General features: G+C 59.8%; 25 protein-coding genes. 9 read left to right on the forward strand and 16 right to left on the reverse strand.

Annotation, left to right across the window (positions count from 1 at the left end):
- Positions 1-120 precede the first annotated feature (120 nt).
- Positions 121-933, reverse strand: a complete 813-nt coding sequence (gene rpsB / locus PAB09_RS08370; protein ID WP_271033230.1) for a 30S ribosomal protein S2 — start codon at positions 931-933, stop codon at positions 121-123.
- A gap of 605 nt (positions 934-1,538) precedes the next feature.
- Between rpsB and PAB09_RS08375 the strand changes: the two genes are divergently transcribed.
- On the forward strand, positions 1,539-2,087 hold the full coding sequence (locus PAB09_RS08375) for a M23 family metallopeptidase (RefSeq protein WP_271033231.1): 549 nt from the start codon (positions 1,539-1,541) through the stop codon (positions 2,085-2,087).
- 181 nt (positions 2,088-2,268) lie between these two features.
- Here PAB09_RS08375 and PAB09_RS08380 read toward each other — a convergent pair whose 3' ends face one another.
- The 8 genes from PAB09_RS08380 to rplS all read right to left on the reverse strand — a co-directional run bounded on the left by PAB09_RS08380 (position 2,269) and on the right by rplS (position 9,719).
- A complete protein-coding gene (locus PAB09_RS08380) occupies positions 2,269-3,201 on the reverse strand; it encodes a tyrosine recombinase XerC (RefSeq protein ID WP_271035346.1) in 933 nt (310 codons plus the stop codon).
- 313 nt (positions 3,202-3,514) lie between these two features.
- Complete coding sequence (dprA, locus tag PAB09_RS08385; RefSeq protein WP_271033232.1) at positions 3,515-4,729, reverse strand: DNA-processing protein DprA; 1,215 nt, start codon at positions 4,727-4,729, stop codon at positions 3,515-3,517.
- Positions 4,726-6,270 (reverse strand): YifB family Mg chelatase-like AAA ATPase, encoded by a 1,545-nt coding sequence (locus PAB09_RS08390; RefSeq protein ID WP_271033233.1) that lies wholly within the window; start codon positions 6,268-6,270, stop codon positions 4,726-4,728. Before PAB09_RS08390 ends, dprA begins: the two co-directional genes overlap by 4 nt.
- Positions 6,257-6,700, reverse strand: coding sequence for a YraN family protein (locus PAB09_RS08395; RefSeq protein ID WP_271033234.1), 444 nt, complete (start codon positions 6,698-6,700; stop codon positions 6,257-6,259). The genes PAB09_RS08390 and PAB09_RS08395 overlap by 14 nt, the downstream gene beginning before the upstream one ends.
- Before the next feature lie 361 nt (positions 6,701-7,061).
- Positions 7,062-7,367, reverse strand: coding sequence for a DUF2469 domain-containing protein (locus PAB09_RS08400; RefSeq protein ID WP_271033235.1), 306 nt, complete (start codon positions 7,365-7,367; stop codon positions 7,062-7,064).
- Between the two features lie 55 nt (positions 7,368-7,422).
- On the reverse strand, positions 7,423-8,097 hold the full coding sequence (locus PAB09_RS08405) for a ribonuclease HII (protein ID WP_271033236.1): 675 nt from the start codon (positions 8,095-8,097) through the stop codon (positions 7,423-7,425).
- Positions 8,098-8,312: 215 nt separating this feature from the next.
- On the reverse strand, positions 8,313-9,137 hold the full coding sequence (gene lepB, locus PAB09_RS08410; RefSeq protein ID WP_271033237.1) for a signal peptidase I: 825 nt from the start codon (positions 9,135-9,137) through the stop codon (positions 8,313-8,315).
- Positions 9,138-9,377: 240 nt separating this feature from the next.
- Positions 9,378-9,719 carry a 50S ribosomal protein L19 gene (gene rplS, locus PAB09_RS08415; RefSeq protein ID WP_271033238.1) on the reverse strand — a complete coding sequence of 114 codons (342 nt, stop codon included), beginning with the start codon at positions 9,717-9,719 and terminating at the stop codon, positions 9,378-9,380.
- Positions 9,720-10,123: 404 nt separating this feature from the next.
- Here rplS and thiC point away from each other — a divergent pair, with 404 nt between their 5' ends.
- The 7 genes from thiC (at position 10,124) to panB (ending at position 16,808) form a co-directional block, all read left to right on the forward strand.
- A complete protein-coding gene (gene thiC, locus PAB09_RS08420; RefSeq protein WP_271033239.1) occupies positions 10,124-11,980 on the forward strand; it encodes a phosphomethylpyrimidine synthase ThiC in 1,857 nt (618 codons plus the stop codon).
- Complete coding sequence (locus PAB09_RS08425) at positions 11,973-12,659, forward strand: thiamine phosphate synthase (protein WP_271033240.1); 687 nt, start codon at positions 11,973-11,975, stop codon at positions 12,657-12,659. Before thiC ends, PAB09_RS08425 begins: the two co-directional genes overlap by 8 nt.
- A gap of 96 nt (positions 12,660-12,755) precedes the next feature.
- Positions 12,756-13,859, forward strand: a complete 1,104-nt coding sequence (gene thiO / locus PAB09_RS08430; protein ID WP_271035347.1) for a glycine oxidase ThiO — start codon at positions 12,756-12,758, stop codon at positions 13,857-13,859.
- A gap of 31 nt (positions 13,860-13,890) precedes the next feature.
- Positions 13,891-14,091, forward strand: coding sequence for a sulfur carrier protein ThiS (thiS, locus tag PAB09_RS08435; RefSeq protein WP_271033241.1), 201 nt, complete (start codon positions 13,891-13,893; stop codon positions 14,089-14,091).
- 2 nt (positions 14,092-14,093) lie between these two features.
- Positions 14,094-14,879, forward strand: coding sequence for a thiazole synthase (locus PAB09_RS08440; protein WP_271033242.1), 786 nt, complete (start codon positions 14,094-14,096; stop codon positions 14,877-14,879).
- The gene (locus PAB09_RS08445; protein ID WP_271033243.1) at positions 14,876-15,877 is read left to right on the forward strand and encodes a ThiF family adenylyltransferase; all 1,002 of its coding nucleotides are present in this window, start codon (positions 14,876-14,878) and stop codon (positions 15,875-15,877) included. Before PAB09_RS08440 ends, PAB09_RS08445 begins: the two co-directional genes overlap by 4 nt.
- A gap of 97 nt (positions 15,878-15,974) precedes the next feature.
- The gene (gene panB / locus PAB09_RS08450; RefSeq protein WP_271033244.1) at positions 15,975-16,808 is read left to right on the forward strand and encodes a 3-methyl-2-oxobutanoate hydroxymethyltransferase; all 834 of its coding nucleotides are present in this window, start codon (positions 15,975-15,977) and stop codon (positions 16,806-16,808) included.
- 85 nt (positions 16,809-16,893) lie between these two features.
- Here panB and PAB09_RS08455 read toward each other — a convergent pair whose 3' ends face one another.
- The 6 genes from PAB09_RS08455 to rimM form a co-directional block, all read right to left on the reverse strand.
- Entirely contained in the window at positions 16,894-18,147 is a 1,254-nt protein-coding gene (locus tag PAB09_RS08455; protein WP_271033245.1) for an HNH endonuclease signature motif containing protein, read from the reverse strand.
- Between the two features lie 227 nt (positions 18,148-18,374).
- On the reverse strand, positions 18,375-19,247 hold the full coding sequence (gene panC, locus PAB09_RS08460) for a pantoate--beta-alanine ligase (protein ID WP_442873660.1): 873 nt from the start codon (positions 19,245-19,247) through the stop codon (positions 18,375-18,377).
- Between the two features lie 59 nt (positions 19,248-19,306).
- Positions 19,307-21,625 (reverse strand): Tex family protein, encoded by a 2,319-nt coding sequence (locus tag PAB09_RS08465; protein ID WP_271033246.1) that lies wholly within the window; start codon positions 21,623-21,625, stop codon positions 19,307-19,309.
- Positions 21,626-21,688: 63 nt separating this feature from the next.
- Positions 21,689-22,057, reverse strand: coding sequence for a hypothetical protein (locus PAB09_RS08470; RefSeq protein ID WP_271033247.1), 369 nt, complete (start codon positions 22,055-22,057; stop codon positions 21,689-21,691).
- Complete coding sequence (gene trmD, locus PAB09_RS08475) at positions 22,050-22,919, reverse strand: tRNA (guanosine(37)-N1)-methyltransferase TrmD (RefSeq protein ID WP_271033248.1); 870 nt, start codon at positions 22,917-22,919, stop codon at positions 22,050-22,052. The genes PAB09_RS08470 and trmD overlap by 8 nt, the downstream gene beginning before the upstream one ends.
- 91 nt (positions 22,920-23,010) lie before the next feature.
- Positions 23,011-23,514, reverse strand: a complete 504-nt coding sequence (gene rimM, locus PAB09_RS08480) for a ribosome maturation factor RimM (RefSeq protein ID WP_271033249.1) — start codon at positions 23,512-23,514, stop codon at positions 23,011-23,013.
- Positions 23,515-23,726: 212 nt separating this feature from the next.
- Between rimM and PAB09_RS08485 the strand changes: the two genes are divergently transcribed.
- Positions 23,727-24,170 carry a cupin domain-containing protein gene (locus tag PAB09_RS08485; protein ID WP_271033250.1) on the forward strand — a complete coding sequence of 148 codons (444 nt, stop codon included), beginning with the start codon at positions 23,727-23,729 and terminating at the stop codon, positions 24,168-24,170.
- 62 nt (positions 24,171-24,232) lie between these two features.
- Here PAB09_RS08485 and rpsP read toward each other — a convergent pair whose 3' ends face one another.
- Positions 24,233-24,721 (reverse strand): 30S ribosomal protein S16, encoded by a 489-nt coding sequence (gene rpsP, locus PAB09_RS08490; protein WP_271033251.1) that lies wholly within the window; start codon positions 24,719-24,721, stop codon positions 24,233-24,235.
- Positions 24,722-24,868: the final 147 nt, after the last annotated feature.

Genomic DNA, 24,868 nt, shown 5'->3' on the forward strand with positions numbered 1-24,868 from the left:
ACGAGAAACCTGTATAAGGGCAAACATGCCCTTCAGCCTCGGTGAAACAACGTGTGCGTTTACCGAACCGAAGGGCATGACTTTCTTCGCAAGCGAAAAGCTTAATGCGGCGAAGGGGTTTTACTCAGCCTCGGCCGGAGCCTCAACCTTTGCGGCAACCTCTTCGGTAGCCTCAACCTTGGCAGCAGCCTCGATCTTCTCGGAATCGCCAGCAGCTTCCTTAGCGGCGGCCAGGGCGCGCTCTTCGCGAGCCTTCTTGCCCTCGATGACGGCGTGGGAGATCACGCGGGTCAGGATCTCGATGGAGCGGATGGAGTCATCGTTGCCCGGAACCGGGAAGTTGACAACGTCCGGATCGCAGTTGGTGTCGAGGATGGCCACAACCGGGATGGAAAGCTTGTGAGCCTCGTTGACTGCGATGTGCTCCTTGTTGGTGTCGATGACCCACAGAGCCGAAGGAGCCTTCTGCATGTCAGCGATGCCGCCGAGAACGCGCTCAAGCTTGATGCGCTCGCGGTTGAGCATGAGGATTTCCTTCTTGGTACGACCCTCGTAGCCGTTCTCGGCCGCATCCATTGCCTGCAGTTCCTTCATGCGGTGCAGACGCTTGGAAACGGTCTGGAAGTTGGTGAGCATGCCACCCAACCAACGGTGGTTGACATAAGGCATGCCAACGCGCTCAGCCTCGGTAGCAACAGCTTCCTGAGCCTGCTTCTTGGTGCCGACGTAGAGGATGGTGCCGCCGTGAGCAACGGTCTCCTTGACGAACTCGTAAGCCTCGTTGATGTAGGTCAGAGTCTGCTGGAGATCGATGATGTAGATTCCGTTGCGGTCGGTCAAGATGAAACGACGCATCTTCGGGTTCCAACGGCGGGTCTGGTGTCCGAAGTGGACACCGGAGTCAAGGAGCTCTCGCATGGTTACAACTGCCATGGTGCTTCCTTTCTAAAGTTCATATAGATTCGGTTACTTACATATTGCGCAGGTTCTCCCTACGCCCTAGCCGACATCACCGCGCCCGCACCCTGCCTTTCGGCGAGGGACCAACGCGCACGCGGTATCGCGATGCCTGCGCGAATTAAGCAGCGCCTTGTGCTTTTGCTTTCCGACGATCACCGCCGCAGCCAAATGCAAAGGCCACCTCCCCGGTACGAGCCCAGGGCGGCAGCCAAAAAGTCTTTTCCGACACTGCTAACCGGCAAGTTTAGCCCAACCACCCCCAAATACCAAAAATCGCAACACTGTGCCAGAAATACATTTCGGCTCGCCGGTGGTGCTTTGATTTTTCCCAGGGCTATCCACAATGAGACAGGTCCGAGATGCAAGCACCCTTGTGTTTCGCCCACGTCTATGTTTGAGGTGCACCGAATTGGGAATTTCCCCAGCTAGCTTGCCCCTTAGTTGCATCCAATACGGCGTGCATCGGCCAGGCCGGAAGTGCTAGTTTTATTCACGATAGGCTTGGGTGGGGACACTTATCCACAAGCAGCCCCCAGGCGCGCGGGCAGTGACGAAAACATGCCGGTAGCAAGGAAACTATGGACGCCGTGCGCATCATCATGACCTTACTTATTCTCACCATTTTCCCGCCGCCGCACCACCTGGTGACTACCTCTGGGCAACGCGCCTTTTACCTTGCTGCAGACACTACCAATCCCTCCTTGGCAAACGCGGAAAGCTACGTTCACCCGATAACGGGGAGCAGAAATGCCACAGGCATCGCTCGCGGATTCGATAAACCGGAGCACAACTGGCTTCCCGGCCATCGCGGCGTGGATCTTTTCGCCCCGGTCGGTACAACGGTACTCGCCGCAGGCGATGGCGTCATCGCCTTCGCGGGCACGGTCGCCGGCACCCCCATCGTTTCCATCGATCACCCCGATGGCCTGCGCAGCACGTACCAGCCGGTTAGCGCCAGCGTCACCGCAGGCCAAGAGGTAACCCGAGGCATGCCCATTGGCACCCTCCAAGCAACTGCCGACGGCTCGGCCGGGCTACACTGGGGCATCCTTGACGGCAAGGATTCCTACCTCAATCCCCTCGATCTGCTCACTCCGCCCCGGATCCGACTCAAGCCAGCGAATTAACCATCCCCATCCCCCTTGACGAAAACCACCCACACTTGTTTTCACACACGCCCCAACGCGAGGAACCAGGAGCTCTCCCCACGAACGCCTATCCGCCGCCCCATTAATGGGGCGGCTTTTTCATCTACCCAACGAAGCCTTTTTGACCCTGCACAGGACATCACCGGTGCCACTAGCAGTCCTAGGCGCGGGGATGGGCTTGTGTAAAAGCGTCTTTCAGACGTTGAGTACTGACATGGGTATAGATCTGCGTCGTCTGCAAGGAGGAATGGCCCAGCAACTCCTGCACCATGCGCAAATCCGCCCCGCCGTCGAGGACGTGGGTGGCCGCGGTATGCCTTAGATCGTGTGGCCCCAGCCCTTCAACGTCGACCTCTCGCCCTGCCTGCTCGACGATGCGACGAACTTGGCGGGGATCAATCCGCGCCCCTCGAACGCCGACGAACAAGGCCTGCTCCCCCGACTTCGCCATGCGCGGGCGGACCTCCGACTGCCACTTATCGAGCGCCTTACGGGCCTTGGCACCAAATGGTACAACCCGCTGTTTGTTGCCTTTGCCTGTTACTTTGAGGGTTCGCGCTCGCAAGTCGACGTCTCCCACATTTGCCCCCGTAAGCTCAGAAACTCGAATGCCGGTGGCGTACAGCAACTCCAAGATCGCGTGGTTGCGCACCCGTTGATCGCGCGCCTTCTGCTCATCACCGCTTAACCCATGGCACACCCGCTCGGGTTCGACATCGCCTGCGTCACCATCGACATCCATCAAGGACTTCGCCTGTGCGACAGAAAGAACGGTCGGAAGGTGCCTGTTGGCAGCGGGCACGACCAGGCGGGCGGCAACGTCGTTCGGAATATATCCGCCGCGCACCAACCAGGTGCTAAACCCGCGTGCGGCGGCCGCCCTCCTGGCGAGCGTCGAGCGGGCTTTACCCTCGGCGACGGCATCAGCGAGCCATGACCGGAGGTTCGCGAGGGTGAATTCGTCCACCGATGTGTACAGCGTGGCGAATGAACACAAGTCAGATACGTAGCCTTTGACCGTGGCCTCTGATCGGCCTTGGACTAGAAGCAGGTGTTCGCCATAGTCTGCGACAAGTTCACCCATCTGTGAAATGGAGTCGTGCTGCTGCCCAGCGCGGGGCGTTGGATCGAGATTGTCTGGAGTGTTGCTTCCCACATACGGCAATGAGGGCGAAGCGCCGCGGGAATCATATTTCTTCCCGGCGTGCTTCGCCCTCGATTGTGACTCACCCATAGTGCATAACCTTAATGCGCTACCGACTAGCCGTCGCACCCGCCACCCGGTATTTGACCGGGACTCGTGTGCGCCGGCGCAACTCAACGCGGCGCGGACGCTTCCGGGGACCAGCCCGAACCCCGACGGCATTTCTTAGTCTTGCCTCACCTACAGTACCTCGGTGGGTAAGTTATGCAACCCTAAGTGAAATATTTTTTCTTTGCCATTGGTTCTTTTCTCTTTCGACTAGTCCTTTCTTCTCGAGCTCGACGAGCAGATGCACCGCTAGGGCCACCGTTACTCCCGCTTCCTTGGCAACGGTGGAGGCTGTGTGTAGCTCCTGGCTCAAGGCGTCGTAAATGCGCAGCTCGTTCCTGCTCAGCGATTGCACCGGCGACTTGGCAAAGTCCAGCTCATACTGCGCGTCGGCGTCGACTTCGCCCATGCGGGATAACAGCGCGCGAATGTCGTCGGCACTGGTGATAAGCTCCGCCTCGTGGTTGCGGATGCGGTGGTGACAGCCGAGGGAATTGACCGTGGTGATCGGTCCTGGCACCGCCATCGCCACCCTGCCCAAGCCGCTCGCCCAGCTCAAAGTATTCAGCGCTCCCGAGCGCCAGGCCGCCTCCACCACGACGGTGCCCAACGTCAACGCCGCCACCAACCGGTTGCGGGTCAGGAATCTATGACGCTGCGGGGTCACCTCCGGTGGATACTCCGTGACCAGCGCCCCTCGTTGAGCGATCGCAGAAAAAAGCTGTTCATTTCGCGAAGGATAGGAACGATCGAGCCCACACGCCGTGACACACACAGTGGGAACGGCCTGGTTCAACGCCTCCGAATGCGCCACGGTGTCCACCCCCAGTGCCCCTCCGGAGACGATGGTCCACTGATGCATAGCTAGTCCTTGCACCAGAGTTTGCGTTGCCTCGCGCCCGTAACTACTTACCGCGCGAGTTCCAACGAAGGCCACCGACTGCGAAAGGATCTGATCAAGCCTGAGCGCACCGCGCACCCACAGTGCGTGTGGGGCCACCGCGTCGTCTTGATAGGAGCGAATGTGCGGGCTCATCCCCGAGCGCGCGAAACCGAATGCCTGATCAAGCTGCTCTCTGGGCCATTCCTCGTCTTGCGGGGTCACTAGCCGCCCGCCGAGATCGCCAATGATTGTGAGGTCTTGTTTGGCACGATCCCACTCAAAACGCGACTGGGTTGCTGAAAGCAGACCCGGCCCCAGCCACGAAGAGCGGTTTTTGATTGCATGCGCGATCTCACTGGCACTTTTACCACTTGCAAGGTGGTCGTTGAGGTATGCGCTGGGGCCTTCGACGACCCGCGAGAGATAGGCCCAGGGCTCGTAGTCAATGGTGTCGGATCCGGGCGCGGAAACAGTGGTAACGCTCATGCCGCAACCACCAAATCCGCGCTGTCGTGCAGCTCCACCGCGCGCGCCACGTGGTCGAGCGTTGGCTTATCGACGCCGTCGAGGTCGCACAACGTCCACGCCAACCGCAGCGTACGGTCGCAGCCGCGCTGGCTTAACTGCCCCTGCGCCAAATGAGCTGCCAGCAAGGCTGTGCCTTCCTCATCGGCGGGGAAATGCCGCCGCAGACGAGGTGCTTCCACCGCGGCATTTGTCGGCGCAGCAACTCCTGTCCGCTCCCACCGCTGGCTGGCTTTTTCCCGTGCCGCAGCCACTCGCTCGGCGATAGCTTCGCTCGGCTCAGTCTCGTGTGCACTCAGCACCGCGCCGCGAGCACGCGTTCGCACAAACATATCGATCCGATCCCGCAAAGGACCCGACAGATTATTCAAATAGGAAGCCCGTTGGGCAGAGCTGCACCGACACAGCGCCGGGTCTTCTGCAGCACACCGACAGGGGTTGGCGGCAAGCACGAGCTGGAAACGTGCCGGAAAAGTGACATCCTGGCGTGCCCGCGCCAACCGCACCGCGCCCTCCTCGATCGGCGTACGCAAACAGTCTAGGATCTGGGCTGGAATTTCACTGACTTCGTCGAGGAATAACACGCCGCGATGTGCCTGCGTCACCGCACCCGGCACGGGTGTCCCCGCACCTCCACCCAACAGCGCCGCGCGCGTGACCGAGTGGTGCGGCGCCACAAACGGCGGCTGGTAGAAAGTCCCCGGTGGCCCTACATCACTGATGGAACGAATCGCCGCAACCTCCAATTGCTGCGCCGGGGAAAGCGGCGGCATGATCGTCGGCAAGCGTTCGGCAATCATGGATTTGCCGGAGCCAGGTGGCCCGATAAGCATGAAATTGTGCCCGCCGGCGGCAGCAACTTCGGCGGCAAACTTGGCCTCCGGCTCGCCCGCCACATCCGCCATGTCCAGCGCCCGCTGCGCCGTGTGGGGCGTGCTGTGCGCCATGCTTGCCGACGTCGACCGCGCGCTGTCGAGGCCTACCTGCCCGTGCAGCCAAGCGACGATGTCTGAGAGGCTTTCCGCGATCAAGATCTCCACGCCGTCGACCAAGCACCCCTCCTGTGCATTCCCCGGGGACAGGATGGCCGTAGCAACGCCGTGTTCTTGTGCCGCCAGCAGCGCCGGAAGCACCCCCTTGACCGGACGCAAGCGCCCATCGAGCCCCAACTCAGCCAGCACCAGGGTCTCTGACAGGCGAACGCGCATGTCATAGTCGTCACGCGCGGCGGCGAGGATCGCCAGACACATCGCCGCATCCAGCTGCGCGCCCGACTTTTTCAGCGAAGCCGGTGTCAGGGAAACAATTACTTTCGTCTTTGGCCAGGCGAGGAAGCTATTTTGTGCCGCTGTCTTCATTCGATCGCGCGACTCGGCGATGGCCGTGTCCCCCAGCCCCACGATGAACGTGCCGGGCAGGCCAGGACCCACATTGGCCTCGATCTCCACTAAGCGAGCCCCCACCCCGACGATAACGGCGGACAATGACTTAGCAAGAGCCACGATCGACCCCCTTGACGTGACGGATGTGCGGTGCCATCCCTTCCGCGATTACCACGCCAATCACATCGAATCGAACCTGCAGCCACGGCTTGGGCTCGAGCCAGCGTGCGGCAGCCAAACGAAGTCGACGCAGCTTGCGCGTGCTGACCGATTCCTCGACGCCAAAAGCTTTGCCGCGACGGGTTTTTACCTCCACAAAGCAGATCTCGCCGTCACCGGACTGGGCGATGATGTCGATCTCTCCCTCTTTGAACGCAACATTGCGCTCCAATATCCGGTAGCCATTTGATTTCAGGTAGGCCGCGGCATGGTCTTCGCCTAGGCCTCCTAGCTGTTGGCGCCCCGTCGGGGCGCACTTGCTGCCTCGCCCCCGCGGTGACGGCGAGGATGTTTGTTGCCTACACGTGCCGGTTGTGTGGTGTGTGCTCATCTCACAAGGATCCTTATCTCCCCCTCGTGGGCTCATGCCGACGCAAAGGGGGTGCAAAGTGGTTGCGTACTGATACGTGAAGAAGTGCATCCAAAGCCAGTGCCTGGCCACTCAAGAAATTCTTCTTCGACCACTTTTCTAAAAGGTGGCCCCTACCTGCGCAATCCCCCCATTCGAAAAAGCCCCAAATGCTGTGGATAACTCCGATCCGAGAAAAGTTATCCACAGCTATTCTCCTTATTTTCAGGTATCGTTTGACAAATAGGCGAATTTTGCTATAATTCTTCGCTTTTTCGGGCAGCAACCATGGTCGTCGGAAAGCAAAAAAGCCCTGCGAAAAGCAGGGCACGTGCTAAGTGGGCTACTCCGGAATGATCAGCTCCGGCTTATCCAGCTCCTCAATGTTGACATCCTTGTAGGTGATCACGCGAACGTAGCGCACGAAACGCGCCGAGCGGTACATGTCCCACACCCACGCATCCGACATGCGCACCTCGTAATAAACATCGTTACCTTGGGTGTGCGGAATGAGCTGGACGGCATTGGCCAGATAAAACCTCCGCTCCGTCTCCACGACGTAGGAGAACTGGCTAACCACATCGCGGTACTCGCGATACAGGGACAGCTCGACTTCGGCCTCATAATTGTCGAGTTCTTCTGCGCTCATTGCACTTGCCTCATTTACGTTTAGGAAACATTCACAGTGGGATCCTTTAGCTGACCTATCCGGTGCTCATCTCCCCAGCCTCGGTGCCGAGGCAGCTAGCAAGCCACTGCCGGTGTGCAGCACCCACATTCGCATAACTATAACGATGCTCAGGGCACCCACCGTGGAGGCTCACCGCAGTCATGTGCGCCTTCGTTCCGTAGCCCTTGTGACCAGCCAAGCCGTAGCCGGGATACTTCTCATCGAGTGCGAGCATGATCTGATCGCGATGATGCTTGGCCAGCACGCTGGCCGCGGCGATGCAACGCGCCGCGGCGTCCCCGCCGATGATCGGCAGCATGGAGGTGGCCATGCCGGGTACTTTCATAGCGTCGGTAAGCACATAACCCGGGCGCACCTCAAGCCTGGCCACTGCCCTGCGCATCCCGGAGATATTGGCATGCTGGATACCGAAGCGGTCGATCTGTGGGGCAGAAATGTCGACGATCGCCCACGCTAGCGCCTTGGCTTGAATGACGGGGAAAAGCTCGGCGCGGACCTTCTCGGAAAGCTTCTTGGAATCGGTCAGCCTCTCGAGCTCCTTAATGGGCCGATCGGGCAAGATACATGCCGCGATGGTGATCGGCCCGCAACACGCCCCACGCCCGGCCTCGTCGACCCCCGCGACCGGGCCCAGCCCCGCCTTCGACAGCGCAACCTCATAGGTTCGCAACTGTTTGAGTGTGCGCATCGTTAGCTCCTCATACCGCCCAAGAAGGTTACAAAGCTAACAATATTCGCCAGCCCGCGGGTGCTGGCGTTGCACCACAGGCTATGGGCGGGGTTTTTAAGCCTGCACGGTGTGCGGGCATGCAAAAGGCCACCGTCGAAAAACGTTGCACGACAGTTTCCGACGATGGCCCGCAACAAGCCCACCTTCCCTATGTGGAAGGCGCGAAAAAAGGCCTACTCCTGAATGTCTATGGAATCGACTCCGCCAATCCGATTGAAGGGGAACAGGATAAACTGCACCTTTCCGCGGATGTTTTCGCGGGGGATCGTTCCCTGGAACTCATCACCGAGGTGATAGCGGGAGTCAGCAGAGTTGGTACGGTTGTCCCCCATGACGAAATATTTGCCTTCGGGAACCGTGATTGGTCCGAAATAGAAACCGCCGCAGGCCTCCGAGCCCGTTGCAGGATCCACCGGATAGGTTGGCGGGTCAAGGATGTAGGAGCTGTCGATGACCTTCCCGTCCACCGTCACACCCGCGTCGCCTTCGAGGCATTGTACGGTTTGACCGCCCGTAGCGACGATGCGCTTGACAAGATCATTCTCATCAGGCGCCACGAGACCGACGACCGAACCTAAGTTCTGCAGGCCGCGAATGACGGAATTCTCGCTGCGCTGGGAGACATAACCCGCATTCCACGAATCAGTGCCCTTAAACACCACCACATCGCCCGCCTTCGGCTCACCCAGGGCGTAGCTGATCTTGTCAACGAAGATGCGATCACCCGTGCAGCCGGAGCAACCATGCAAGGTTGGTTCCATGGACGCCGACGGGATCATGTACACACGTCCGACGAAAGTCTGGAGCACCATGATGATCACCAAGGTCATCACGACAACGATGGGGATTTCCACGTACCAAGGGGCCGACTTGCCCTCTTGTTCCGTCTCGCCATTTTCCGTGTCGTCGTTGCGCTGATCCGGATCCTCCTGTGGCGTCAGGTCCTGCCCTTGGTGGGGATCGTGCGCATGAGCTCCAAATTGCGGTGTTGCATTCACGCCGTCTAACTCTAGCAAAGCCACCACCAGCGATGCGTCGAGCGATCCCGACCCGACAAAGAAACGCACCTGCCCCAGATATGTAGGGGCAGGAAGTGGGCAGGATGCGGGCAGAGTGCAAGACAGGATCCTGGGCACGGGAAGGTCGCTGACCGTAGGCGTCGGAAAGCATGCAAAAAGCCTGCTCAAACGGCACGTCCAAGCAGGCTTTTAAAAAGGCTATCCGAAAAAGGGTGAAGCTTAGCGCTTTTCCTTGATCTTCGCTGCCTTACCACGCAGGTCGCGCAGGTAGTACAGCTTCGCACGGCGAACGTCACCGCGGGTGACAACCTCGATCTTTTCGATGTTCGGGGTGTGCACCGGGAAGGTACGCTCAACACCGATACCGAAGGAAACCTTGCGGACGGTGAAGGTCTCGCGAATGCCGTCGCCCTGACGGCGGATGACAACACCCTTGAACAGCTGGGTACGGGTCTTGTTACCCTCGATAACCTTGACGTAAACGTTCAGGGTATCGCCCGGGCGGAAATCTGGGATGTCGTTGCGCAGGGAAGCTGCATCAACCTTGTCGAGAATGTTCATTCAACAAACCTTTACATTTTTAGGAAAGAGGACCCTAGCGGCACTTCCCACGACTGGGCGCTCGGCCGGTTCATATCCACAACAAATTCATCGCGACCACTCGGAAAAACAACGCACCGAGTAGACAACCTGAGCATTATCGCACAATCGCCCGCAAGGTTTCAAGTTTTTCTTTTGCTTTCCGACGCCTACGGCATGCGCCTTGGGGCACCGCCCCTGCGAGGGGTTACCCCTGATAATTAGTGTTTTTAGGGGGAAAGTTGTGATTTTTGGGTTCAGGGGTGATAAGAATGCAAGTGTCAATCCCCACGGGCACCCATGGCATGGGCTGAGATCGCGCTGACGCCGCGCGAGCACCGTATGAACCTGTCTGGTTAGCACCAGCGAAGGAAGAGAGGATGCGCATGACGCACACCCCTGCCACCCATCTGTCGGTAAGCGAAATCCTTGCTCAAGAAGCGCGCGAGATCCATCCCAAGCACAAATTCGACCCGCTCGTCGTCGGCGATCTCAGCGTGCCGCGCACCCGCATCAATCTCGATGACTCTCCCACCGGCCCCAATGAACCCTTCCACATCTACCGCACCCGCGGACCGGTTAGCGACCCGGCCAAAGGTCTGCCCGGACTGCGATCCACATGGATTGCCGAGCGCGGCGACGTCGAGGAATACACGGGCCGCGAGCGCAACCTGCTCGACGACGGAAAACGCGCGCTGCGCCGCGGCCAAGCAAGCCAGGAATGGCAGGGCCCCCGGCGACCCGTCCTGCGCGCAGCCTCCGGGAAGACGGTCACGCAAATGCACTACGCGCGCCAGGGTTTTATCACCAAGGAGATGGAGTTCGTCGCGCTGCGCGAAAACGTCGAACCCGAGTTTGTGCGCTCCGAGATCGCCCGCGGCCGCGCCATCATCCCCAACAACATCAACCACCCCGAGTCCGAGCCGATGATCATTGGTCGGAAGTTCCTGACCAAAATCAACGCCAACATCGGCAACTCCGCTCTCACCTCCTCGATCCAGGAGGAGGTCTCCAAGCTGCGCTGGGCCACCCGCTGGGGTGCCGACACCGTCATGGACCTGTCCACCGGCAATGACATCCACACCACCCGCGAATGGATCATCCGCAACTCGCCGGTGCCGATCGGCACGGTGCCGATCTACCAGGCACTCGAAAAGGTCGACGGCATTGCGGAAGCGCTGACCTGGGAAATCTTCCGCGACACCGTCATCGAGCAGTGCGAGCAGGGAGTGGACTACATGACCATTCACGCCGGAGTGCGCCTGCCGTTTATCCCGCTGACCACCAAGCGCGTGACCGGCATCGTCTCTCGTGGCGGCTCCATCATGGCCGGCTGGTGTCTTGCCCACCACAAGGAATCCTTCCTCTACGACAACTTCGACGAGCTGTGCTCCATCTTCGCCGCCTACGACGTCGCCTTCTCCCTCGGCGATGGCCTGCGCCCCGGCTCGCTTGCCGACGCTAACGACGCCGCCCAATTCGCCGAACTAAAAACTATCGGCGAACTAACCCGCCGCGCCTGGGAGCACGACGTCCAGGTCATGGTGGAAGGACCTGGACACGTTCCACTGAACATGGTCCAACACAACAACGAGCTCGAACAGGACTGGTGCGGCGACGCCCCCTTCTACACGCTCGGCCCCCTCGTCACCGACATCGCGCCAGGCTACGACCACATCACCTCCGCTATCGGCGCCGCCCACATTGCCATGGGAGGAACTGCGATGCTGTGCTACGTCACGCCAAAGGAACACCTGGGTCTGCCCAACCGCGACGACGTCAAGACCGGCGTCATCACCTACAAACTCGCCGCCCACGCCGCAGATGTGGCCAAGGGACACCCCGGCGCGCGCGAATGGGACGACGCCATGAGCAAGGCCCGCTTCGAATTCCGCTGGCACGACCAGTTCGCATTATCGCTTGACCCGGAAACAGCCGAGGCCTACCACGACGAGACGCTGCCGGCCGAACCTGCAAAGACCGCGCACTTTTGCTCCATGTGCGGACCAAAGTTCTGCTCCATGCGCATCAGTCAGGACATCCGCGACACCTTCGCAGGCGAGATCGAAGGTCAGCTAGGCATGCCGACGTTCCCGGCCCCAAGTGCGGGTATCGGCGACGACGGTGCTAGCGCGGTCGCTGCCGCCCACCACGCAGCCGAACAGGGTATGGCCGCCAAGGCCGAGGAGTTTCGCGCTCAAGGAAGCACGCTGTACCACACTGTCCGAGCCACTGATGTCTAAGCCGATGGGCGGTATTGACTACCGCTGCTACTTCGTCACGGGAACTCCGCTGCCACATTCGCCGCATTCGGTGGTCGACACTGCAGTGGCCGCCGCACGTGGCGGTGCCGGGGTGATCCAGGTTCGGTCCAAACCGATCACCGCCCGCGACCTTTACGCGCTTTCGGAAGAGGTTGCCAACGCCGTTGCGGCAGTCAATCCCAACACGCGGGTGCTTATCGACGACCGCGTGGACGTCGCACTCGCATTACGTGCACACGGTGTTGGCATTCATGGGGTTCATGTCGGTCAGGACGACCTAGACGTCAGTGATGTGCGCAGCCTCCTCGGCCCCGACGCCATCGTGGGGCTGACGACCGGGACCTTGGAGCTTGTTCAGGCCGCCAACCGGCAGGCCCACTACCTCGATTACTTAGGCTGCGGACCGTTTCGGCTTACCCCGACGAAAGACTCAGGCCGACCAGCGCTTGGTGTTTCAGGCTATGTGCCCATCGTCGCGGCCTCCGTACTGCCTGTCGTTGCCATCGGCGACGTTACTGTCGAGGATGCCACGCAGCTTGCCGGCACAGGCGTTGCTGGGTGCGCCATCGTGCGTGGCATCATGAACGCCTCAGATCCCGCAGACTATTGCGCGCGAGTTCTTCGCGCCTTCGACGCGGGCCGGACAGTGCGACCGTAGGCGTCGGAAAGCAAGAAAACACATTTCTAGCGAAAGGAATCCCTCGTGGCACACAATGCCACTGCGTGCGAACGCGTGTACGTCATCGGGGCCGGGATGGTTGGGCTAGCCACCGCCGTCGATCTCGCCGCCCACGGACACGCCGTGACCCTTATCGACCCGCACCCCGCCAGTGGTGCCACTTATCACGCGGGCGGCATGCTTGCGCCTGCCGCGGAGGTCGTTTACCGGCAGGATCCGCTGTTTCCGCTCATGCAGGCAGCAGCTCGGTGCCACGATGAGCTTTTCGACGTCGTCAGCACCCATTCGGCACGACCGCTGGGGCGTCGTACGGAAGGCACGCTGGTCGTCGCCGCCGACAAGGCCGACGCCGTACACCTTGCAGAATTAGCCGACTATCAATCCGCCCACGGCATGGGCGTTGAACCGGTGACGGTGCGGCAAGCACGCAAGATGGAAGCAGCGCTTTCCCCCCACATCGCAGGGGCGGTCAGCCTGCCCGGAGACACTCAAGTATTCCCCCGGATGTATGCTGAAGCGCTCATCGATGCCTCCTGCAACCTTGGGACCCAATTTGTCGCCGAAGCCGTCTCCCGAGTGACCGACAACGTCATTGAGCTTGCCGACGGCTCCACCATCGCAGTTGGCGAGCACGATCACGTGGTGCTGTCCAACGGCCTCGGCGCATCGACAGTCACCGGTTGGTTTGGAAACGGCCCGCACCCGCTCAAGCTGCGCCCAGTGTACGGGGACATCGTGCGGGTCAAAGTGCCGAGATCACTCGACCCGATCATCACGCGAGTGGTGCGAGGATTTGTCGAGGACAGACCCGTCTACGTCATCCCGCGCGTCGACGGCACCATCGCCATCGGCGCGACGAGTCGCGAAGACGAGCAGCCCGAAGCCAGCGTCGGCGGGGTATATCAGCTGCTTCGCGACGCCATCCGCCTGATTCCAGCACTTGAAGAATGCGCTCTGATCGAGGCCACCTGTGGCGCGCGCTCCGGCACCCCCGACGATCTGCCCTACCTTGGCTACGTAAGCGAAAAGATCATTGTCTCCACTGGCTATTTCCGGCATGGAATTCTGCTATCAGCACTAGGCGCCCAGGTAACGCGCCAGCTCATTGGCAATCTACCCCCCACGATTGATATCACCGCCTGCCACCCGCTGCGGCACGCCACGGACTGCCGCCTGTAGACGTCGGGAAGCACAAGATAAGGACAACCTCATGCAACTGATTGTTAACGGACAACAACGAGAAACTACCGCCACAACGGTAGCCGACCTCGTTGGTGACATCACCGGCTCGACCACGGGAGCAGGCATCGCCGTCGCCATCGGCGACACAGTCCTTCCCCGTTCCGAATGGACACGCCCGCTCAACGACGGCGACACCGTAGAAATCCTCACCGCCGTCCAAGGAGGTTAAATATGCTCACCATTGCCGACAGAACCTTCCACTCGCACCTCATCATGGGCACAGGTGGGGCGACAAGCCAAGAAATGCTCGAGCGCGCCCTTGTCGCCTCCGGAACCGAGCTGACAACCGTGTCCATGCGCAGACACGCAGCACACACCCCAGCCAGTGGTGAGACCGTTTTTGAGACGCTGAACCGCCTAGGCATTGCAGCACTACCCAACACTGCGGGCTGTCGAACCGCACGCGATGCCATCATCACTGCCCGCCTCGCCCGAGAAGCACTCGACACCACATGGGTGAAAGTTGAAGTCATCGCCGACGAACACACCCTCCTACCTGACACCCTTGAACTACTCGACGCCTGTGAGCGTCTTGTCGCCGAAGGATTTACCGTGCTCGCCTACACCTGTGACGATCCAGTTGTAGCCCGACACTTAGAAAACACAGGAGTTGCCGCCGTCATGCCACTGGGATCCCCCATCGGCACCGGACTAGGGATATTAAATCCCCACAACATCGAGCTGATCTGCTCGAAAGCTCAGGTACCCGTGATTCTTGACGCAGGAATCGGTACCGCATCCGATGCCGCGCTAGCTATGGAACTAGGCTGCGACGGCGTGCTCCTAGCCAGCGCGGTCAATCGCTGCAAGAACCCCGAAACAATGGCCAAAGCTATGGCACAAGCAGTAGAGGCCGGGCGACTAGCAGCCAACTCCGGGCGCATTCCACGCCGGGAGCACGCACTCGCTTCCTCTCCCACGGAAGGAACCGTTAGTTGGTCGGAGAAAGTTCTATGAACAACACAAACGAAACCGTTGCCGAGGACGTATTTGAGCTCGAACGTGTTTCTCGACAGCTTCGGCTTCCTGGTCTCGATCAACAGCGCTTGGCGTCAGCGCGCGTTGTGGTCATCGGTGCCGGTGGACTTGGCTGCCCGGTGCTGCAGGCGCTAGCCGCGGCCGGTGTGCGACACCTCACTGTCATCGACGATGACGTGGTCTCAATTAGCAATCTCCAGCGTCAATTCCTTTATGGAGCAAGCGATGTCGGCAAGTCCAAAGTCGCCGTCGCTGCAGAAAAGCTCAGCAACATGCAGCCAGGTATCAAGGTCGACTGCCACCGTGTGCGCCTTGACGCCACCAACGCGCTACAGCTTCTCGACGGTCATGATGTCATCGTCGATTGCACCGACCTGTTTACCTCGAAGTATCTCATTGCTGACGCAGCAGAAATCCTCAGGATCCCACTGGTTTGGGGAACGGTGCTGGCTTACGAAGGCTCTGTTGCCGTCTTCGACACTGAGGTGGTAGGTCTGCGTGACCTTTATCCCACTGCTCCCGATCACTTGCCCACATGCGCGGAAGCAGGTGTATTGGGCGCGACGACTGCGGTCGTCGGCTCGCTTATGGCCTCCGAGGCGATCAAAATTTGCGCCGGGCTGCCGTCAGCCATCGGACGGTTGATAACTTACGACGCCCTTGCTGCACGATTTCGCAATTTTGCTTTACGACGGGAACCAGGCCGCAAACGTGCCACCGATCTTTCCCATCACTGGGTCCCCGATTTGCTTCTCGATGTCCGAGAAGCAAACGAGCGCGAAGCCGACATTCGTTTTGCCAACTCACAGCACTTGCCCGTCGGAAAGCAAACGGAAGAAAATATCACCACGGTGTGCCAGCGCTACCAGAACAAAACGATTGGGGTGTACTGCGCATCCGGTGCAAGAGCGGCACAATTCGTCGCCACGTGGAGCACATTCGCAGCACGTTTCGGGGTCAGCCTCGTAGCCATTTAATGTCCCCCTTGGTTACCCCCAAGGTTTTTTATTCAATGCTTCAACTGCCTTATGCTGTGCTCCACATCACTCGTTTAAGTATCAAGGAACACCAATAATGTCATCGCCTGCCCCCGGTTATCTCACACCTGCGCCCAAAAAGATTCGTATCAGCGATCTCCAAAAACTTAAAGGACACCGTCCCTGGGCCATGCTGACTGCTTATGATTACGCCAGCGCCAAAGCATTCGACGACGCGGGTATCGAATGTTTGCTCGTTGGCGACTCTGCTGCCAACGTCGTACTCGGTTACGAAACCACCACCAGCATCACCGTAGAGGAAATGGCTATGCTCGGCGCCGCTGTCGTACGCGGAGCTGAACATGCTCTCGTTATTATCGACATGCCCTTCGGCACCTACGAAGCATCGGATGAGCAAGCAGTTACAACCGCCACGACTTTGCTTCGCAAGACTGGCGCCCACATGGTCAAGCTCGAGGGAGGGGCACGCATCGCGTCTCGTATCTCCGCGCTGAAGGATGCTGGCCTGGCTGTGTGTGCGCACGTGGGATTCACGCCTCAATCCGTCAATAATCTCGGTGGATTTAGGGTTCAAGGACGCGATGACTCCGCTCAGGTACTTCGCGATGACGTCGCTGCCGTGGTCGCTTCTGGCGCAGACATGGTCGTTTTCGAAATGGTACCCGCCGCACTCGCCGCTGAAGTCACGACGAATTGCCCGATACCTACCGTAGGAATCGGGGCGGGCGCGGGAACTGACGCGCAAGTATTAGTGTGGCACGATATGGCTGCGATGTACCCTCAGGGTCATCGTCCGAAGTTTGTCGAGACGTTTGGCGATGTTGGGGTGGAATTACGCCAGGCTGCACAACGCTATCGGAAGGCAGTCGAGGAGGGGACCTTCCCTTCTGCACAGCACAGCTTTGCCTAGTAATTGCTATCATCCCCAAGTAAACAGCACACGCTCGACAAGGAGGGGGCGCTGTTTCATGGCCAGGTGCCGTCAGCTGCGTTGTTTAGGCTGCTGCTCGTTGAGATGATGGGTTTTCGCCAGCATTCTGGCGGCGCTTGGTCCTTTTTCCTGCGGCGCGGGCTGCCGCCTTCGCTTTGCGGGCTTTCAGGCCAGCATAGGTTGGGCGTGTGGGGATTTTTTGTGTGGGAGAAATGGCCGTGGCCTCCGCCATCATGATCTCAGCCCAAGGGCCTTTGGGAAGGGTACGCTCGATGGTGCCGTCGGGCAGTGTCCAGGTGTCGATTCCGTTAGGCGCCATGCTGACTTCAAATACGCCGTTGGTTTTCTGGTCATGGCAGTGCGGGCAGAGGGCATGAAGGTTATCTAGACTTGTCGTTCCTCCCTTGCTAAAAGGAATAACATGGTCGATTTGGCAACAGTCGATGCTTGCAGTGCAGCCCGGCGCTCGACATCCTCCGTCGCGGGCTTTGACAAGCTCGCGAAGCTTTTTAGGGATGCGGTATTTTCTGGCCGCATGCCAGTTGCCGGTGAAGCTTGCTGGGTTGAGCATGGATAGGTCGGCAAGCTCGACGCCAGCAAGTTCCTCGGGGCGCAGCCAGCCGACGCCACGCAGGTAGACTTTGCCGGTGACGTCGAGATAAAGGTTCAGCGTCGCCTGGGTTCCTGCCGTTTGCTTTCCGACGATCAACGCCAAAGCCTCTCCCAATTCGCAACCGTGCTCCTTCTTAATCTCCTCGATCACCGCGATGAGCTTTGCACCTTGAACACGATCAACTGCAAAGGAGAAGCAGTAGTCATTGTTTTCATCGATGCGGGCCGACCCGCGCGGGGTGGCGGGTTTCGACTTTTCCGCCCTAATGTTATGTCTGTCCAAAATATTGCCAATACGCTGGGAAAAAGCGGCTGGCAAGATGAGCTCTTGACTGGCAAGACCAGGGGTGATGATTGCGGCGATGTCATCGTCGATAAGCGAAAGCACATCGCTATCGGTAACCTGCTTCAGGCGCCTGCCCAAGGCCGCAATTCGTGGTTCGTCCAACACGAGCGCCTCGCGGGCAGCCGCAAGAGTCGCAGGCAGTTGGCACAACATAACCAGGCCTTGCACCAAATAGCGCACCGTGTCTCGCTTTTGGGACAAGGCCTGGGCCAACCCAATGGTGATTTTCTCCACGGTTTCGCCACTGCGCCACCGTTGTGCCACGGCAGGAAGCAAATCTTCCAGAATCCGAAGATTCGTATTTCGGCGAAACCTCGCCTCTGCGGAGTCATCACTGGTGATGCGAAAACCGATGTTCATGCTGCAGCTACCTTTCTGCTGACTGACGTTGAAACCCGTGAAAATAGTTGGTTTTTCAGGCAGGCTAAGCGAAAGGATTTTTCTTGTCCACCACCGTCAATCCGAAAGCGGGAAATCTGTGGATAACTTCAATGGGCGGGAAAGTTATCCACAGCCAGAACCATCCCGGTGGGGTGATTAACACGCAAGATGCAGTTGTCAGGTAGGATGGCGACTTTCAACTTCGATCAGGAAAGCTCGACCGCGCAGTTGTCAATCAAGCGCGTGTTCCCAACGCGAGCAGCCACCAAAAGTCGGTTCTCCCCCACGGTTGGCTGCCCCAGGTCAGCGCTGCGCAACTCGAGGTAGTCCAGATCGATGTCTGGCTGCGCATCGATGACGGCGCGCGCTGCAGCGACAACGCGGCCGGCGTCGGCAAGCTGCACCCCGGAAAGCGCTGCCCCGGCGCGCAAGGACGCAGACAAGGCAGCGGCAAGGTCAGCCTGATCGGGCGTGAGATAGGCGTTGCGCGAGGACTTCGCGAGCCCTGAGGCTTCACGAACGATAGGCGCACCGATGATCACGATGTCGAGGTTGTTGTCTTCCACCATCTGCCTGATGATCAACAGTTGCTGATAGTCCTTTTCCCCGAACACCGCGTGGGTGGCCTTGGTGATGTTAAACAGCTTGTTGACCACGGTCAGGACGCCGGCGAAGTGCGTCGGGCGTGTTTTACCCTCCAAGATGGCTCCGACAGGGCCTGGTTGGACGACGGTGCGCGGTCCGGCCGGATACATCGTGGCGGCGTTGGGAGCAAAGACGAAGTCGGCTCCGACCTCCGCAAGCTTTTCCACGTCCGCGGCCAGAGTGCGTGGATAAGCGTCAAGGTCTTCGCCGGCGGCAAATTGCAGCGGATTGACAAAGATGCTGACGACGACCACGGCGCCGTCGACGGCTTGCGCCCGCTTGACCAACGACAGATGCCCGTCGTGAAGCGCACCCATGGTGGGAACCAGGACCACGGGACGCATGCGGTGGTTACTCGCCTCAACGAGTGCTGCGCGGAGCTCACCAACAGTGGTCAGGACGGTGGGTGTCGTAGAAGGAGTTTTATTCGTCATTCCTGTGATATTAGGGCCCCACCGCCCGCAGCTTGTAACCGCTGCCACATGAGGGGGTGTTACCGCCCAAAACCGGCTTTCTTGAGGGCGTCGGCAAGCGAACCACTGCCGCCTACACTGTCTCGGCTGGTGCGGCGCGCCCGACCGTTGCCAGTCTGTCCGCCACCGTGCTCACCGCGCTGCTTGTTTCCTCGCTGCTGGCCGTTTCCAACATTCTTGCGTGCCGACGGCGCGCCGGGCTCGTCGCCTAAGCGCATTGAAAGCCCAATACGCTTCCTTTCGACGTCGACATCCATCACTTTGACCTTGACCACCTGGCCGGATCGGACGACGCTGTGGGGGTCGGCGACGTACCCGTCGGAAAGCGCTGAGACGTGAACGAGCCCATCCTGGTGCACTCCCACATCGACAAATGCGCCGAAGGCAGCGACATTGGTCACCGTACCCTCGAGGATCATGCCGGGTTTGAGATCGGAGACCTTTTCGACGCCGTCTTTGAAAGTTGCGGTTGAAAATTCTGGGCGTGGGTCGCGACCTGGCTTTTCAAGTTCCCCGATGATGTCCTTGACGGTCGGCACGCCGAAGGTGCCGTCAGCGAAGTCGGAGGGCTGCAGCTTACTCAAGACCGCTGTGTTTCCAATCAACGAATTAAAGTCCTTGCCTGTCTGCGTGGCGATGCGACGAGCGACTGAATACGCCTCCGGATGCACAGCAGAAGCATCGAGAGGATCATCGCCTCCGTTGATGCGCAAAAAACCCGCACACTGTTCGAAGGCCTTAGGTCCCAGACGAGGGACCTTCAGCAGCTGTTTGCGGGTGGCAAAGCTGCCGTGTTCGTCTCGGTATTCCACGATGTTTTCGGCGATGGTCGGGGTAATGCCTGCAACCCTGGTAAGCAAAGGCACCGAGGCTGTGTTCAAGTCGACGCCGACCGCGTTGACGGCGTCTTCGACCACCGCGTCCAAGGTGCGTGCCAATTTGGTCTGATTCACGTCGTGCTGATATTGGCCGACGCCGATGGACTTCGGATCGATCTTGACCAACTCGGCCAATGGGTCTTGCAGACGCCGTGCGATAGAGACTGCACCTCGCAGGGAGACATCCATATCTGGGAACTCACGCGCAGCGAGCTCGCTGGCGGAATAGACGGAGGCGCCCGACTCGGACACGACCACCGGCGTCGGGCGTGTGCCACCGGCCTGCTTGATGAGGTCGGCGACCTCACGCGCAAGCTTCTCCGTCTCGCGGCTGGCAGTACCGTTACCGATTGCCATGAGATCGACATGGTGGGTAGCACACGCCGTGGCAAGCGCCTGCACCGCCTGCGACCACTGGTTTTGGGGCTGATGTGGATAAACAATCAAGGTGTCGAGCACCTTGCCGGTGCCGTCAACGACGGCGCACTTGACGCCGTTGCGATAGCCCGGATCTAGCCCGATGGTGGCGCGTTGGCCGGCCGGTGCCGCTAGCAGCACGTCTTTAAGATTGCGGGCGAAGACGTCCAAAGCTCCTTCTTCGGCGCGTTCTTTCAGGCGCATGCGAACATCGAGACCAGAAGAAATCGACAGTTTGGTGCGCCACCCCCAGCGCACGGCGTCGGCAAGCCAGGGCGAGCTCGACGTGTCTAGGTCGAAGCGGGTAGCTATTGCGTGCTCGTAGATGGTCTCGTCACCTGCATCGAGATCGAGGTGTAAGACCCCCTCGGATTCGCCGCGCAACAAGGCAAGGATGCGGTGGCTCGGCAGCGTGGTAAAGGGTTCGCTGAACTCGAAATAATCTTTGAATTTCGCACCTTCGCGTTCTTTTCCTTCTACGACGCGCGCCCCCATGCTGCCAGTTTCAAACATGGTTTCGCGAATTTCACCGACGAGGTCAGCGTCGAGCGCGAAGCGGTCGATGAGGATGGCGCGCGCTCCATCGAGGACTTTTTTCGTATCTTCGAAGCCCTCTTTTTCGTAGCCGGCAGCAAGTTCGGTTGGATTGGCGCTGGGGTTGGAGATGAGGGCGTCGAGAAGCGGTTCGAGACCTGCCTCGCGTGCGATGTCCGCCTTGGTCTTGCGACGCTTTTTGTACGGGAGGTAGAGGTCTTCGAGACGTGCTTTGGTGTCGCAGCCTTCAATGAGCGCGCGGAGGGTGACGGTGAGCTTGCCTTGCTCCTCGATGGCGGCGAGGATGGTCTGCTTCCGCTCGGCTAACTCGGTGAGATAGGTAGCTCGCTCCTCGATGGTGCGCAGCGCGGTGTCATCGAGGCCGCCGGTTGCTTCCTTGCGGTAGCGGGCGATAAACGGGACAGTGTTGCCTTCTTCGAGAAGCTGAAGCGCGGCTGCCACCTGTGATTCTTTGACCGATGTTTCCGAAGCGATAGTTCGAGCAATCATTCGGTGCATTTTACTGCTTGCCGACGCCCTCCTGTCCCCACCACGCCAAGGCTGCGTCCGAAGTTAAGGTTGCTGCCAGGCACAGGCAGCGGCGCCGCCGGGCTCGGTGGCGCCTTCCAGGGAAGTGCCATACCAGTAAGTACCGGGCGGCAATGCGGAAATGACGGCCTTGGTGGCGTCGGCAAGCGAAAGTGCGGACCGGCCGTTGATGACAACCCTGTGTAACTGCTCGGCGATCGGTGGGCGGCCTTCATATTGGGAGAACTGATTGACCAGCATGTTGTCCGGCTCGCAGGTCAGGTCGATGATGTCGGCGTGAATGGTGCGCACGAGGTAGCCTGCCGAAGCAAGCGTCGCCGGCATGGTGTTTGACGCGCGGCTCCACTCCGCTGCGGTGAGCAAGACGTTGAGGTCGGTGGAAATCTCACGCATTGGTGTCTCCTTCGAGTACCGCGCGATCGTTTGAGTCGAGTTGGACGCGCTCGAGCAACTCAGGTCGGACGGCGTTGGTCTTGCGCAAGGCCTGATCGCGACGCCAGCGCTCGATCCGCGCATGGTTTCCCGAGAACAACACCTCCGGCACGTCCAGCCCTCGCCACGAGCGTGGCTTCGTGTAGCTGGGGCCTTCGAGCAGCCCGTTGGAGAAGCTGTCATCCTCGTGGCTGTGACTATTGCCGAGCACGCCGGGGATGAGCCTGATAACTGCCTCCGCGATCACCAATACCGCTACTTCCCCTCCGATGAGCACGTAGTCGCCGATCGATACTTCCCTGACTCGGTAGCGGTTGCGGGCGTCTTGCACCACTCTGTCATCGATGCCTTCGTAGCGACCACAGGCAAACGCGATATGGTCTTCGTTCGACCACGTACGCGCATCGGTCTGCGTGAAAGGCGTGCCGGCGGGGGTGGGCACGATCAGCAACGGCCACGTGGGGTCTTCCCCATCGCGCACATCACGCCCGGCGTAGCCATCAAAGTCCGCGCCGACGAGGTCGTCATGACGCGGGGCGTTGCGGTGTTTTTCGGCGGACTGCAGCGACGCGGTTGCAGCGACCGGCCCCGTGCCCGCTGCGACGTCGTCAAGCGCTGGCCCCCACACATCCGGTTTCATCACCATGCCGGGCCCACCGCCATAGGGGGAATCGTCGACGGCTTGGTGGACGCCGGTGGCCCACTGACGCAGGTCGTGCACGCCGACGTCGATGATCCCTTTCTCGATGGCCTTACCCAAAAGGGCATGCCGCAGCGGGTCAAGGTATTCGGGAAAGATCGTAACGACATCGAGTCGTAGCATGGCGGGTTGTCTCCTTGTGCAGCGAATTGAATAAATGCACGCCCTCCTCAACACATGTGCGAGCCCCAGGGACGTGCTTGCCGAGGTTCGGCTAGAGGTCTAGCAAGCCATCCGGCGGGGTGATCGTGCAGGTGCCGGCATCGAGGTCAACCTCGGGGACAATCTCGTGGACGAAAGGCACAAGCGCTTGCTTTCCACCGCAAAGCTCCACCTCGAGGATTTCGCCTGCCGGACCGTGCATGACCCCGGTGACGGTGCCAATGATGTCTCCGTCGAGCATCACCTTCAGCCCCTCGAGTTCGTAGTCGTAGAAGCCCTCTTCGCCCTCATCGCTTTCTAGTGGTGGGGCGAAAAACTTCGTGCCGCGTAAGGTGTCGGCCGCGGTGCGGTCGGGGATCTCTTCAAATTTGATCAAAAGGCGTCCTTGGTGGGCACGCACCGTTTGGATGGTCAGTTGGTGTTCCTTTTTGCCTTGGTTACCGTACAGAATCTCGCCGACTGCGTATCGAATCTCCGGCTCATCGGTGGTGACTTCTACCGCGACTTCCCCTTTGATGCCGTGGGATTTCACCACCCGTCCAATCATTAATTCCATGGGCTAAACCTTACCGTGCGCGCTGACGACTCCCGGGGTTGCACAGCGCAAGTCCTTGACTTTTGCTTGCCGACGCCCACCGCGCCCGTACGGCGAAGCGCCTTTCATGCCAGCGCGCTCGCCTTCGGTGCACCAAGATCGCGCCATGCCGCGTGTGATATGGAAGTCTAGGTACAAGATTGTCGCCACACTTTCATCGAAAGGATCTTTCCATGAGTCAACAACCTCTAGGGCTTCCCACCAACACCCCCAGCACCTTCGGACAACCCAGCGTTCGAGCAGACTCCCCTGATGGTCAAATGACAGTTATCAAAACTGCCACCGCAGCCCCCGTGCCTCAGCCAGACAAGTCTCGCCCGTCGGCTGTGCGCTATCTCCAGGGCGACGGTGCCAACGTGATCCTGTTTACCTTCACTCCGGGGCAAGCCCTCAAGGAGCATAAGGCTGCGCACCCCATCACCGTCGAGTGCGTCAAGGGAGCGTTGCAATTTGGATGCCAAGGCCAAGAGGTCCATCTCACGCCTGGCACAGTGGTCCACCTGACCGCCTATGTTGCCCACGAGGTGGTCTGCGCCCCGCAGCTTTCTGGGGTTGAGGACACTAACGTCTTGCTGCTTACGATGCTCACTGGCGAAAAGCACAGCGGTGAGAAATAACAAAGGCGGGCGAAGCGATCGCGATGATCGACTTCGCCCGCGTGAGGTGTCGCGACGAGTATTTACTCTGCGTCCTCGGCAGGTGCTTCCTCAGCGGCCTCTTCGGAAGCAGCCTCAGCCTCTGCGGCGGCAGCAGCCTCAGCCTTAGCAGCAGCCTCTTCCTTGGCCTTGCGACGCTTCTCGGTGATAGCCTCGGCGGTCGGACCCTCGTTGGCCTCGGCCAGCGCCTGGTTGAACAGCTCGAGCTTGGAAGGCTTCGGCTCGGCAACCTTCAGAGTGCCCTCGGCACCCTCGAGGCCCTTGAACTTCTGCCAGTCGCCGGTCACCTTGAGCAGGGCGAGGACAGGCTCGGTCGGCTGTGCGCCAACGCCCAGCCAGTACTGTGCACGCTCGGAGTCGATCTTGATAACGGACGGATCCTGCTTCGGCTCGTAGATGCCGATGTTCTCGATGACCTTGCCATCGCGGCGAGTGCGGGAGTCGGCAACGACCACGCGGTAGTGCGGAGTACGGATCTTGCCGAGGCGCTGAAGCTTGATCTTAACAGCCATGGTAAAAACCTCTTTTGGGTCACTGGGCAGTACAGTCACCGCCGCAGGAGTGCGACGGCCGGTTCAACCCTTGGATTTCACTGCGTGTGACTCCACCGTGCGACCGTAGTCGTTGAGCGGCAATACGCAGCATGAATGATTTATGCG

The organism is Corynebacterium sp. SCR221107 (assembly GCF_027886475.1).
Classification (GTDB): Bacteria; Actinomycetota; Actinomycetes; order Mycobacteriales; family Mycobacteriaceae; genus Corynebacterium.

Coding starts and splice junctions, on each gene's coding strand:
- PAB09_RS08445 (WP_271033243.1), top strand. CDS start 14,876: ATGAACAACACAAACGAAACCGTTGCCGAGGACGTATTTGAGCTCGAA.
- rpsP (WP_271033251.1), bottom strand. CDS start 24,721: ATGGCTGTTAAGATCAAGCTTCAGCGCCTCGGCAAGATCCGTACTCCG.
- trmD (WP_271033248.1), bottom strand. CDS start 22,919: ATGCTACGACTCGATGTCGTTACGATCTTTCCCGAATACCTTGACCCG.
- PAB09_RS08400 (WP_271033235.1), bottom strand. CDS start 7,367: ATGAGCGCAGAAGAACTCGACAATTATGAGGCCGAAGTCGAGCTGTCC.
- PAB09_RS08470 (WP_271033247.1), bottom strand. CDS start 22,057: ATGCGTGAGATTTCCACCGACCTCAACGTCTTGCTCACCGCAGCGGAG.
- dprA (WP_271033232.1), bottom strand. CDS start 4,729: ATGAGCGTTACCACTGTTTCCGCGCCCGGATCCGACACCATTGACTAC.
- PAB09_RS08425 (WP_271033240.1), top strand. CDS start 11,973: ATGTCTAAGCCGATGGGCGGTATTGACTACCGCTGCTACTTCGTCACG.
- panB (WP_271033244.1), top strand. CDS start 15,975: ATGTCATCGCCTGCCCCCGGTTATCTCACACCTGCGCCCAAAAAGATT.
- PAB09_RS08375 (WP_271033231.1), top strand. CDS start 1,539: ATGGACGCCGTGCGCATCATCATGACCTTACTTATTCTCACCATTTTC.
- thiS (WP_271033241.1), top strand. CDS start 13,891: ATGCAACTGATTGTTAACGGACAACAACGAGAAACTACCGCCACAACG.
- rpsB (WP_271033230.1), bottom strand. CDS start 933: ATGGCAGTTGTAACCATGCGAGAGCTCCTTGACTCCGGTGTCCACTTC.
- panC (WP_442873660.1), bottom strand. CDS start 19,247: ATGACGAATAAAACTCCTTCTACGACACCCACCGTCCTGACCACTGTT.
- PAB09_RS08440 (WP_271033242.1), top strand. CDS start 14,094: ATGCTCACCATTGCCGACAGAACCTTCCACTCGCACCTCATCATGGGC.
- PAB09_RS08465 (WP_271033246.1), bottom strand. CDS start 21,625: ATGATTGCTCGAACTATCGCTTCGGAAACATCGGTCAAAGAATCACAG.
- PAB09_RS08455 (WP_271033245.1), bottom strand. CDS start 18,147: ATGAACATCGGTTTTCGCATCACCAGTGATGACTCCGCAGAGGCGAGG.
- thiC (WP_271033239.1), top strand. CDS start 10,124: ATGACGCACACCCCTGCCACCCATCTGTCGGTAAGCGAAATCCTTGCT.
- rimM (WP_271033249.1), bottom strand. CDS start 23,514: ATGGAATTAATGATTGGACGGGTGGTGAAATCCCACGGCATCAAAGGG.
- PAB09_RS08395 (WP_271033234.1), bottom strand. CDS start 6,700: ATGAGCACACACCACACAACCGGCACGTGTAGGCAACAAACATCCTCG.
- rplS (WP_271033238.1), bottom strand. CDS start 9,719: ATGAACATTCTCGACAAGGTTGATGCAGCTTCCCTGCGCAACGACATC.
- PAB09_RS08405 (WP_271033236.1), bottom strand. CDS start 8,097: ATGCGCACACTCAAACAGTTGCGAACCTATGAGGTTGCGCTGTCGAAG.
- thiO (WP_271035347.1), top strand. CDS start 12,756: ATGGTTGGGCTAGCCACCGCCGTCGATCTCGCCGCCCACGGACACGCC.
- PAB09_RS08485 (WP_271033250.1), top strand. CDS start 23,727: ATGAGTCAACAACCTCTAGGGCTTCCCACCAACACCCCCAGCACCTTC.